This is a genomic window from Sphingobium amiense (assembly GCF_003967075.1).
Classification (GTDB): domain Bacteria; phylum Pseudomonadota; class Alphaproteobacteria; order Sphingomonadales; family Sphingomonadaceae; genus Sphingobium; species Sphingobium amiense.
The window spans coordinates 3,965,359-3,977,686 of the sequence record NZ_AP018664.1 but is presented as its reverse complement, the minus strand read 5'-3'; the positions used below and the strand labels follow the sequence as shown (position 1 = coordinate 3,977,686).

General features: G+C 63.1%; 7 protein-coding genes. 2 read left to right on the top strand and 5 right to left on the bottom strand.

The window, feature by feature from the left end; genetic code table 11:
- Positions 1-92: 92 nt before the first annotated feature.
- From SAMIE_RS19095 to SAMIE_RS19080, 4 genes are all read right to left on the bottom strand, one after another.
- A complete protein-coding gene (locus SAMIE_RS19095) occupies positions 93-2,054 on the bottom strand; it encodes a sialate O-acetylesterase (protein WP_066696174.1) in 1,962 nt (653 codons plus the stop codon).
- 139 nt (positions 2,055-2,193) lie between these two features.
- Positions 2,194-3,264, bottom strand: a complete 1,071-nt coding sequence (locus SAMIE_RS19090; protein ID WP_332003615.1) for an alpha/beta hydrolase — start codon at positions 3,262-3,264, stop codon at positions 2,194-2,196.
- 22 nt (positions 3,265-3,286) lie between these two features.
- Positions 3,287-4,333, bottom strand: coding sequence for a cupin-like domain-containing protein (locus SAMIE_RS19085; protein ID WP_232037306.1), 1,047 nt, complete (start codon positions 4,331-4,333; stop codon positions 3,287-3,289).
- Positions 4,308-4,988: a SapC family protein gene (locus SAMIE_RS19080; protein ID WP_066696169.1), complete on the bottom strand. Its 681-nt coding sequence runs from the start codon at positions 4,986-4,988 to the stop codon at positions 4,308-4,310. The genes SAMIE_RS19085 and SAMIE_RS19080 overlap by 26 nt, the downstream gene beginning before the upstream one ends.
- Positions 4,989-5,243: 255 nt before the next feature.
- Between SAMIE_RS19080 and SAMIE_RS19075 the strand changes: the two genes are divergently transcribed.
- Positions 5,244-8,150, top strand: a complete 2,907-nt coding sequence (locus tag SAMIE_RS19075; protein WP_066696167.1) for a TonB-dependent receptor — start codon at positions 5,244-5,246, stop codon at positions 8,148-8,150.
- A 63-nt stretch (positions 8,151-8,213) separates the two neighbouring features.
- Positions 8,214-9,752 carry a tryptophan halogenase family protein gene (locus SAMIE_RS19070; protein ID WP_066696164.1) on the top strand — a complete coding sequence of 513 codons (1,539 nt, stop codon included), beginning with the start codon at positions 8,214-8,216 and terminating at the stop codon, positions 9,750-9,752.
- Positions 9,753-9,771: 19 nt separating this feature from the next.
- Here the strand turns inward: SAMIE_RS19070 and SAMIE_RS19065 are convergent, their stop codons facing one another.
- Entirely contained in the window at positions 9,772-12,288 is a 2,517-nt protein-coding gene (locus SAMIE_RS19065; RefSeq protein ID WP_232037305.1) for a glycoside hydrolase family 9 protein, read from the bottom strand.
- Between the last annotated feature and the right edge of the window lie 40 nt (positions 12,289-12,328).

The following is a 12,328-nucleotide window of genomic DNA, read 5'->3' as shown; positions in this document are numbered from 1 at the left end:
GCCAAGGGCGCACGCCGACATCACGCCGAAGCGCGCCCTATTGTCTGCCATATGCTGTCTCGCCTTGCCGCCTCTTGCGGACGGCCCCTGTTTTAGCGCGCTGCCGTCACCGGCAGTTCGAACGATCCCACCGGAAGCGGCGCATCGTCGTAAAGGTTGATGACCGGGGAATTGGCCCACGCATAACGCACCCGCGTCACCGGCTGGCCGTCGCCCGCCAGCACGACCCGCGCGCCATCCACCCGCCCCGGCGCGAAGCGACAGCTATTCTGGCTCTCGCCACACAGCTCGAACCCGATTGCCTGCGCGGAACTGCGCGTGTGGAGCGCGCCGGTAAGGCCGGTAAACTCGACGATCACGCCTCCGTCCCCGCTCGCCACCGCGCGTTCGCCCTGCGGCCCGGTGCGGGAAACCGCCTCACCATAGGCGACCGCACGCATGGCCCGCGCCAGCCGGCGGCCCACTTCCTGCTTTTCGCCCGGATGGATGTCGAACGGATCGCCAATGTCGATCGCGGTCGCAAGGCCGCCATGCGGATCGCGCGCCATCGCCTGATACTGCACCTGCCGCATCGCGGCCCAGCCGCTGGTCCACGGCTGGGTGACGGGCGTGCCATAGGCCGCAAGCTGCACCGCGACGAAGGCGAGGTCGGGCGATCCGAACTGCCGCCGCCAGTCGTTCATCATCGCCTGCATCCGCGCATCATAGCCCGGCAGGTCGACGTCCGATTCGCCCTGATACCAGGCCACGCCTTTCAGGCCGATGGACCCCAGCGGCGCGATCATCCCGTTATAAAGCGTGCCTGATCCTGTCGTGTCGCCCCACGGAACGCGCGGCGCGCCGTCAGGCGTCTTCGCCGGGATCGAATAGCGCCAGCCATCGGCCAGCGGAATGCTGTCCGCCCCGACCGCCAGCTTCATCACGCCCGCCGGACCCGACAGGCCGCCATTGCCATAGCTGTCGAGGATGTTGACGATCACGACATTGCGTCCCGCCTTCAGCACGCCGGGCGGCACATCGAAACTGCTGGGCACCCAACTGCGCGCACTCATGCCCACCGGCTTGCCGTTGATCCACACACGCCCGACATCGTCCAGCAGGCCGGTGGACAGCTTCGCCGCCGCCTTCGCCTGCTCGGCCGTCAGATCAATGTCTCGGCGGAACCAGCCCATGCCGTTATAGGCCGCCATTTGCGGGATGCCCCAATCCTCCCAGGCGCCGATGCGCGGCACGGGCGTCCATGCGATCCTGGCGGAAGGCTGCCAGGGTTCGGAACCGGGCCTGTCGCCGGTTTCCTTGCGCCACCATGCCTCCCACTCTGCGCTCGCCTGACGTTCGGCGGCGAAGGGATCGCGGCCATGAAGGGAGACAAGCGCCGACTGCGCTGCCTGTCCCACCTCCGCCTGCGCCTTCGGCCCCATCCACGGGCTGATCCGGGAGCCGCCCCAACTGCTGGCAATCGCGCCGATGGGGACTTTGGCCGTCTTACGCAATTCACGCGCCATGTAGAAACAGGCGGCGGAAAAATCGGCCACGCTTTCGGGTCCGGCGACCTGCCAAGAGGACGCTTTGGGAAAATCGCGCAGCGGGTCGTCCGCCACGGCGCGCGGCACCAGCATCAGGCGCAACTGGTCGTCGGCCGACCCGCGTATCTGCCCGACCGCGTCCTGCGCATTGCGCACTTCCAGTTCCATGTTCGACTGTCCCGAACACAGGAACACGTCGCCTACCGCCACGTCCCGCGCCGTCGCCGTGCCGGACGCCGCCTGAGCGACCAGTTGGACCTGCCCCGCTTCCCCAACCGGATCGAACCGCGCCTCGAACCGGCCCTCCGCCGCCGCTTTCACCTGCCGCGACTGCGAAGAAAATGTTACCGATACCATTTCTCCCGGTTCCGCACGGCCCGTGATTGTCACGGGATGGTCCCGCTGGATGACCGCGTGATCGGAAAACATGGGATCAAACCGGGGAGCCGCCCACGCCGGAGCAGCAGCCAGCGTCGCAAGGGCGCTCCCCAAAGTGAGCGCGACTCTCGCGTTCCCAACCGTTCTCATGGCAGCACTCTCCCTCTTGTCCCGGATTGCTTCGATCCAGCCTCTGCCACAGGGATAGCGGCATGCGCCGGGATGACAATGATATTGTTATCGCTAACTATCGACGTTCGTCGGTTGCGCGCAAAATCATTCTAGCTGTCTACTTCGCTGTCTCAAAATCGAGGTTCCGCGAAAAGAACGGCAGCAACTGATCCTGAAACCGCCACGCCACCCGGCTGGTGTGATCCCCCTCATAGATCTCAAAACTGTTGGCGATGCCATAGCGATCCAGCACTTCGTGCAAGGTCCGCGCATCGTCCTTCAATCCGTCGCGATCCCCCACGTCGATGGCGATCGCGCGATAGCGCCGCAGATCGCTCACATACTGATCCACAAACGCCAGCGGCGCGTTGGCCGCCCATCTGGCCAGCACATCGCTCCGCACCTCTCCATTCTTCACCGGCAGGTCGAGATAGAGCGGCGGGTTCTTCGGATTGGGCGACCATGCCGCCGCGGTCGCAAGTTGCGCGCGAAGGAAGAAGGGCAGTGCGGCAGAATCCGCCGGCGTCCTGACCGCCTCCAGTTGGGCCATCGCCGCCGCATCCATCTGACCGGCCGGGCGGGCCGACAGGCAGCAGGGACTCATCATGTAGAGCGCGCCGAACATATCGGCATGCTTCATGCCAATACGGCTGGTGCCATATCCGCCCATGCTGTGCCCGGCCAGACCTCTGCTTTCCCGTCTGGCGATGGTGCGATAATGGCCGTCGACATAGGCAACGAGATCGCGGGAAATGAAGGTCTCGAAATCGCCGGTCGTCTCGGACCGCGAATACATCGACCCGTTATGCACCGTTCTGGAATCGGGAAGGACAAGGATCATCTCCTTAACGCCTCGGGCAAAGCCGTTCTGTGCCGCCGTCTGCAGATGGATTTCCCCGGCCCACTGCTCCGCCCCGATGGAATAGCCGTGGAGCGCATACACGACCGGATAGCGACGCTTCCTCTCCTTGGCATAGCCCGGCGGCAGAACCACCAGCACATCCCGATCCGCTGCCTCTCCTTCCAGATTCCCCTCGATCGAAGGCGCATGCACCTTGATCCGTTCGATGGTCACGGCGGGCGCGCCTTCAATTGGCGCCGGTCCAGCCGTCGCCACCTGTGCGGTTGAAGGCGCGGCGGCCATCGCCATCACCATCGCCGCTGCCGCCCCGACTATTGCTCTCTTCACACCCTTCTCCCTTTATTCTGTCCTATCCCGCGCGGAGCATCCGCATCACCATGGTGCGGATGCGCCCGTAATTCTCCGAAAGCCGCCCAAGGACGCCATGCTGCGCCTCGGGCATGTGAGCGAGCGGATGTCCCCGCTCGCGAAAGACATAATGATCGTAAAAAGCCCTCCACGCCGCGCGCTCCTCGGCCGGACGCTCCGCAAGCGTTATCATCGCAAGCATCATTGCGGCGTAGGGCGAATCCGGTCCCGCCGAAAAGCCGTCCCACCAGTAGTTAGCGAGGATATTGAGCGGTTCGGTCGCCTCAACCTGATGCCACCACAATTTTGGCAGATAGAGCGCGTCGCCGGGGGCAAGCTCCACCGCCATCGCCCTTTCCTTCGCCAGCGCGAATCGCGGGTAGCGCGGGTCCGCTTCGCCTGCGCCGTCAGCAAGCGACACCGGCTGGCCCGACAATGTGTGGTCGATCGGCCCGATATAGAGATCGCCGATGGCATCGGGCGGATAAACCGTGAACCGCCGCCGGCCCGCCACGACGCAGGCCAGATTGTCATAGACGTCGTAATGGCACGCGACCGTCGACCGGTTACCTACCCAAAGCCGTGGGTGCACTCCCGAAGGCAGCAGATCGCATCCATTGGCCTGCGCGAAGCCGGGATAATGAATATCCGCCGGCAGCGAACCCAGATAGGCTGTTTCGGTGCCTTCGCCCAAGGCATTGTCCTCGATCCGGTCGAGTGCGTCTTTCACCGACGCTGTCTTGCGGGTGAAGTTGAAGCCCCCCGGCCCCTCGCCATAATGGTAGCGCCCGGCAAGGTCGGCATCCGCCGAGAAATATTCCGCCCGATGCCCGGCCGCAAACTGCCGGAGATAGGCAAGAGCGTCCGCCGCGCCCCGCCGTGCGGCATCGACCGCAGGCCAGTGCGCCAACACCCCGCGAATCACCACCGGGCGGCACTGAAGGGCAAGTCTCTGCATCGCCGCAGCGTCCGAGACCTGCGACGCGGCCATTTCCTCGATGGATTCGTGCGGGGGCGGCATGTCAAACGCCAGCGGCAAGCCGTTCATTACGCCGACGCGCCATCAACGCAATGTGCTGAAGCGACGCGACCATCATATAGGCATGTTGCAGATGTCCGGCCCGGAACAGCGTCAACGCCGTAGCGTCGTCGAGGTCGCCGAGCGCATCCAGACTGACCGTATATAGCCCGTCGAGATGCAGCCGCTCCCCGTCATCGAAGTTGAGCGTGATGTCGATCGGCTCGATCAGGCGATGATCGCGCATGGCCGTGATGAAAGCGTCAGTCGCCTCCGCCCCCGCAATCAATCGGCCCAGCGCCGCCTGCGCCGATTTCAGAACCAGGGTCGCGCCCCCACGGTCATCGAACAGGGGCTGACCGCTGCCCGAAAAGCGGGGGTGGGTGCGGTCGAGTGCGATATGCTCACCGGTCGCGAAAAATCCTTCCCTGTCCGCCTCGAGCGGACGGAAGGCCGCTTTGCCGTCGGGCCTGTCGATCAGCAATTCGCCTTCCTTGAAGCCCAACAACGCGCCCACATAGAAAGCGCCGGTCTCTGCATGTTTGGAAAAGAGCAGCGGACAGGACACGACCGCAGCGGCAAATTCGCTCGTCACGATACGGACGAAAGGGCTGCCGGTCTGGTCGCCGGACATCATCCGCACATCCGCATGCCGTTCGCTGTTCAAGACTTCCACGTCGTCCATATCCTCTCCTCCGCATTTTCCGGGGTTCGCCTGTGGCCGGACAGCCACATTATAGCGGATCGAACATTACCCCTACAATTTCGCTTGATCGCCGTTTTCGATAGCGCTACCATTTGATCCACAAAAAGAGAAGAGCCAGTTGAGAGGACATCCGCCGCCAAGGCGGAGAATATCTCAACGGATCGAAAAACAAATGGCTGGGGCGGCAATCGGGCCGGTTCGGCTGGGCGAGAAGTGTCGACCAAGGGGAGGATCATGACTCACAGATTCCGTAAAAACGATGCCGCGCGCGGTCGCGTGGCGCTGGCCGCGACGGCCAGCATGATGGCGCTGGCTGTCTCCGCACCAGCCTTTGCGCAAGGTGCAGCGCCGCAGGGCGTAGCCGCCGCCGACGCGAGCGATGCCGACATCGTCGTCACCGGCATCCGCGGTTCGCTTCAGCGCAACCTCGACATCAAACGGACATCTTCGGGCGTCGTCGATGTGATTTCGTCGGAAGACATCGGCAAATTCCCGGATTCGAACGTAGCCGCCTCGCTCCAGCGCCTGCCGGGCGTCTCGATCCAGCGCAACGGGTCGCGTGGTGAACCTCAGGGCATCTCCGTCCGCGGTTTCGGTGGCGACTTCAACGAAACACTGATCGACGGCCGTCGCATCTCGACCGCTTCGGGCGGCCGCTCGGTTGACTTTACCACCGTCGGCGCGGATTTCGTCGGTCAGCTCGCCGTTTACAAGACGCCGGAGCTCTCGCTGTCCAGCAGCTCAATCGGTGCCACGCTTAATATCTCCTACCCCAAGCCCTTCGACAAGCCGGGCACCCGCATGGCGTTCAGCGCATCGGGATCGGTTCAGGACGAAGCGGGCAAGATCGTGCCGACCGTTGGCGGGCTGTTCAGCACCACCTTTGCCGACGACACGATGGGCATCCTTGTTGACGCCATCTACACCCGCCGCGACACGCAGACCAATCGCGTGTTCGTTTCCGGCTGGCAGGGCGGCCGCTATGCGCCGTGCCAGATCGCAGGAAGCACAGCCGCCACCTGTTCGCCGACCTCCGATCCGAGCTCTGCGGCCTGGGCGACGCCGACGAACCGCCAGAATGTCGTGGGCTGGTATCAGCAGCAATATGGCGCGGACCAGCGTTACACGAAGGACGAGCGGATCGACGGACGCATCGCCTTCCAGTGGCAGCCTTCCGATGATGTGGTGCTGACGATTGACGACAATTACTCGCGTCAGAAAGTCACGACCGACATTGACGGCTTCGGCATCTGGTTCAATCAGGGCGACCTGCGCAACGTTACGCTGGACGGCAACGGAACGACGACCAACTTCATCCAGGCCGGTTCGCCGACCGACTTCGTTGCGGGGACGGACAAGAATATCCTCGAAACCAATCAGGTTGGGGTCAACCTGAAGTGGGACGCGACGGAGAATCTGACCATCGACGCAGATGCCAGCTACTCCAAAAGCCGGCTCAATCCCGACGGCCAGGTCAGCAGCGAGAACGCCGACATCGGTTATGGCGGACTGCTGGGGACGGCCCTCGGCGTCAAGGTAACCGGGGACAGCAAGAACTCCTTCCCCGAACTCACGACCTACGGACCCGCTGGCGACCAGTCCCGCTGGACGGATCAGGCGATCATCGGCTCGCACGTCACCGTGCGTCAGGCTCAGAAGAACAGCGACGAAATCAAGCAGTTCCGTCTGGGTGCCACTTGGAAGCAGGATGACCTGACGATCAAGGTCGGCGGACGGTATATGGAGGATGAATTCAATCTCCAGAACCGCAACACCTTCGCCAATAACTACTGGCAGGCCTATGCGGGCTACGGCGCGCCTTCGGGTCGCACCAGCGGCGTCCCCATCCCGGCAAGCCTGATCCAGGGCACTATTGGCACAAAGAGCTGGATTCCCGGCTTCTCGGGCGCCTTGCCGCCGGTGCTGCTCAACTATGACGCGCGCGCTTACCAGCAATATCTGGAAAGCCTGTGGGTCGGTCCGAATACGTCGGGATATAATGCCGGTTGCTGCACCGGCTTCAACGGGACGCTGGACCTTGCGCTCGATCCGGGCAGCGTCCAGAAAATTCTGGAAAAGAGCTGGTCGGCATGGATCAGCGTCAGCTTCAACACGGAAATCGCTGGCATGCCGTTCAAGGTGAATGCTGGCGGCCGCGAAGAAAGCACGAAGATCGTCTCAACCGGTATCGGACGCCTGCCGGTTTCGATCGTGGGCAGCACGGCCGACCCGACGCTTCTGACCGTGGGCTTCACGCCGGAACAGTCGGTTTCGACCAGCAGCAACTATTCCTACTTCCTGCCTGCCATCGACATGAAGCTGGAGTTGACCGACAGCTTCCACCTCCGTTTCGATGCATCGCGCACGCTGACGAGGCCGGGTCTCAACACGCTGACACCGGTGCTCAACGTCGGCAGCGGCCAGCGCGTCGGCGCGCTGACGGCCACGGGCGGCAACCCCGCTCTGAAGCCCTATCTCGCGGAGAATTTCGACTTCGCAGCGGAATGGTATTATCAGCGCAACTCCTATGCTTCGGTGAATTTCTTCATCAAGAATGTGTCGAACTTCATCGTGGCGGGCACCGAACGGGGCACGATCAACGGGGTGATCGACCCGTCGACCGGCCAGCCTGCTCAGTTCACCATTTCGCGGCGCGTCAATGGACCTGACGCCACCGTCCGCGGTGTGGAACTCGCCTGGCAGCATGTGTTTGGCGACAGCGGCTTCGGCTTTAATGCCAACGCCACCTTCGTCGAAACCAACAAGCCCTATGACCGGACGGATCTGTCGACCAGCGGCTTTGCCGTGACGGGTCTCGCCAACTCCGCCAACCTTGTCGCCTTCTATGACAAGAATGGCTTCGAGTTCCGGACGGCGGTCAACTGGCGCGACAAATATCTGCTCCAGTTCGGTCAGGCGCAGAACAATTCGGCCTTCGGTGCGGAACCGACCTTCGTCAATTCTGCGTTGCAGATCGACCTCAGCACCAACATCCGTCTGACCGACCAGTTCAGCGTCTTCGGTGAAGCGCTCAACATCACGAACGAGACATACAGCACCCATGGCCGGTTCTCGAACCAGTTGCTGGATGTCTACGGTTATGGCCGCCGCTTCACTGCGGGCGTCCGTTACCGCTTCTAACCTGTCTCGCCCTGGAGGGGGTGTCGGTTGACATCCCCTCCCTTTTCATGGGTTAATCCGCACATGGCCACACCTGTCCGCAACATCGTCATCGTCGGCGGCGGGACGGCCGGGTGGCTGACCGCAGGCGTGATCGCCGCGCGTCATCAGGGCCGCCGCGATTTCACCGTCACACTGGTTGAGTCTCCGAACACGCCGATCATCGGTGTTGGCGAAGGCACCTGGCCGACACTCCGCACGACGCTGTCGCGGATGGGCGTGTCGGAAACCGATTTTTTCCGCGAATGCGACGCCGCCTTCAAGCAGGGCGCCCGCTTCGCCCGCTGGACCACCGGCGCGCCGCATGACGGCTATTATCATCCACTGGTTCTCCCCCAGGCTTTCGGGCAGGTAAACCTCGCGCCTCACTGGCTGGCGGAGGATGGCGACGAGAGTTTCTGCGACCGCGTCTGCCCGCAGGGGCGCATCTGCGACGATGGTCTCGCGCCCAAGACGATCGCGACCGCAGAATATGATGCGCTCGCCAATTACGCCTACCATCTCGACGCGGGCAAGTTCGCGCCTTTCCTGCAACGCCATTGCTGCGAAAAGCTCGGCGTGCGCCACATCCTTGCCGATGTGGAGGATGTGCTGATGCGTGCGAATGGAGACATCCGCGCCATTCGCACCCAGCAGGCGGGCGAGATCGAGGGCGATCTGTTCGTCGACTGCACCGGATTTCGCGCATTGCTGATCGAAAAGGCGATGGGCGTGCCGTTCAGGGACTGCAACGACATCCTCTTTTGCGACACGGCGCTGGCGATGCAGGTGCCTTATGACGCACCCAACAGCCCGATCGCGTCGCACACCATATCGACGGCGCAGAGCGCGGGCTGGATCTGGGACATAGGCGTCCAGTCGCGGCGTGGCACGGGCCATGTCTATTCGAGCAGCCATATTTCCGACGAAGAGGCCGAACGCGAACTGCGCGCCTATATCGGCCCCGCCGCCGAAGGGCTGACCGCGCGCAAGATTAAAATTCGATCAGGCCATCGGGAGATATTCTGGAAGCGCAATTGTGTCGCCGTGGGCCTCGCTGCCGGATTCCTCGAACCGCTCGAAGCATCGGCCATCGTCCTTATCGAACTGTCCGCGCGCATCATCTCGGAGCAGATGCCGGCCGTGCGCGAAGTGATGGACATCGTATCGGCCCGCTTCAATGCGACGACCCATTATCGCTGGGGCCGGATCATCGACTTCCTCAAGCTTCATTATGTGCTGACGCAGCGCACCGACAGCGACTTCTGGCGCGACAATGTGCGGGAAGAGACGATCCCCGAACGCCTGCGCGAACTGCTGCTTCTGTGGCGCTACCAGCCGCCGGGTTTTCATGACGAGTTCGACCGGGTGGAGGAAGTCTTCCCGGCGGCGAGCTATCAATATGTGCTCTATGGCATGGGGTTCAAAACCGAAGTTGATCGTGGGGCACTGGCGCGCGATGCGTCAGCTGCGGGACGCGCAGTGCGGGAGAACGTGGCGCTGACGGCAAAACTGCGGGCCGGACTGCCGCGCCACCGTGACCTCATCAACAAGATTGTGGCGCATGGATTGCAGCCGGTCTGACCGGCTGCAATCCTTCCATTCAGCGAGCGCCGCCCAGCCGGTTCGCGGCGTTGGCGAGTTCGATCCAGGCCGCGCCTTCGGGAATCACATATTCATTCTCGCCCCAGAAAAAGGGCCAGTCTTCGTGGTTCTCGGGAAAGTCCGGCTTGATGACCAGCACACCGGGCACCACGCCGCCAGCGATGAAGGAAAAGTCCGCGCGGTTGTTGCCATAGGCGACTTCCTTCGAAACGGTGCCCACGCCTGACACGAAACTGATGTCAGAGCCGGGATGATGGCCGGTGAGGAAGGCGACACCGCGCAGGGTGGCGTCCGGTCCTACGATTTCCGGAAAGGCTTCATGCAGCGCCGCAGCCGTCAGCGCATAATTCATCACCGTGCCTGATCCGGCCCAGCCGCCGGTGGTAACAGGCACGCCGAACGGGTTGGCCTTCGTCAATTCCTCGCTCTGCATCTGCCATTTCCGAACCGCCGGCAGCATCGCCCGGCGATAGGCGGCAGGCATATAGGGGATCGCGGCGACCGCTGTCTGTGCATTAAAGCCGAAGCCTTTTTCCACCTTCGGCCAGAGCGCCATCACCGCCCTGGCATAAACCGGCTTGCGGGTGGTGCGCAGCAATTCCACCGCCGCACCGAACATTTCCGCGTCGAGCGGGCCGCCGGTGGTATTGCCGTGGCTGAACATATCGGGCGCATGGTTCTGCTCGTCCGCCCACACTTTTTCGGCGCGATCGAGCGCACGCCGGGCGAGCGCATCATCCTGCCCCCGGAGCACGCGGACCGCCGCCGCGAGGCCTGCCGCAGAGCCATAGTTCAGGGCCGAACTCTTGCTGGTGAATGCCCAGCGGTCGTCGGGAGTGCCGCTGCGCTCGTCCCTTGTCTCTCCCGGCTTGAGCGTAGGATCATAGGGCAATCCATCGGTCTTGTTCACCGCATCGCCCAGATGCGTATATTGGGCGACATCCGGCTCGACGATGCCATGGATGGCGTGCCCCACCCCATCGAACTGGGCGAGGAGCTGGATCGTCCCGTGCGCCACCTGCTGCACAAGATCGGGCTTTCCGTCCGGCACATGTATTTCGACATGGCGGCGTGCGTGGTCGACGCTGACTGTGTCGCGCGTCAGGCGGTAACGCTCCTGCGCATCGGCGAGCGAGCGGATGACCTGATATTGCGACTGGGTGCGGATGTCGAAATCGCCCGCGTCATACCAGCCGCCGACATTGAGGCCGGGAATATGCTCGCCGGGCTGGAACGGCGTGTCGGTGGTCGGCCCCTGACGATACAGGTCGATATGTTCGTGGTTGACCGGAGCCTGCCGCGCGTCGTCGCGATGAGAGTCCCCATGCCATGCGCGATAGGCTTCATTGACGGACATATGGTCCATCGCGACAGGGAAGTAGACATCATTGGTCGCGTGCCAGGCGTCGGCATAGACATCGGCCGCGATGCGGAAAGGCGCGGTTTTGACCTCTCCATAGTCGAGGCGATAGAGGCCCGGCTCTGTCACCGCACTGAAGTCCAGTTGCAGATAATGATAGCGCAGATAGTCGCCCCATTCTTGCGCGGCGGGCGTCGGCACCGCCTTCTCGCTTCCATCTGCCGCGATCCGGATCAGGCGCAGCGGAGGGCGACGCATGTCGTTGCGGTCCAGTTCGACGGTCGCCAGCTTGGGCGCAGCAGGCGTATATCCCAGTTGCGAATGCGCGATCACCGGCGTGCGGAGCCAGTTCGCTTCTGTCTGCGGCGTGACTTTCCATTCGACCACCGTGCCGCTTCGCCCGGCGGGCAGCATGGACCGCACCACGAACCAGCCATTTTGCGCCTGATTGCGTCCGTCATACAGCGTGAGCGGTGCATCGCTCTCGATCGTGACGCGCCTTGCCGCATCTTCGGGTGACAGGATGAAGCGCTTTCCGGTGGCGAAAGGCAGAGGTTCGGCGCCCGGCCCCTCGCTGCGACCGCTGGCGGCGTTGCGTTCGTCCGTTGGCTGCATCGCGTCGGCCGGGTAGAGCGGGAAAATTCCGGGACGGTCGTCCGCCATATAGGCGTGGTGGAAATAGGCCGATGGCAGGAATTCAAGGTTGAACCCGGCCTTCCCCGCGAGCGCAGCGGGAAGCGGCCTGTCCAGGATCACGCTGATCTTCGCGCCGCTTCCCTGCCGTTCGACCCGGACCACATATTGCCAGTCATATTGCGCATAGCGCAGGGTCGTGTCGATGATGCCAGCGGCGGCATCCACCTTGCGGCTGACAAGCGCGGCGGCGGGGTCCCACTGCCCCGGTGCCGCGGACAGGCGCACGTCGCCGTTGGTGGCGGTGCGCATGCCGCGCTGGATGATTTCGACGCCGCCGATCTTGGCATCGGCGAATAACCCGTCATACCAGTTCGAAAAGGCCAATATGTTGACAGCGGGAGCCTCAAAATACTCCTTGTCGTTGATGCGCAGTGACGGCTGAGCGGCTTCTTGCGCCGACAGGGCCGTGCTGCCCATCAGCAGCGCAAGGCCCAGCGCTGATGTCATCCCCGTTTTCATATCCTCTCCTTTGTTTGCGCTACCATACTGGAGAATCGAA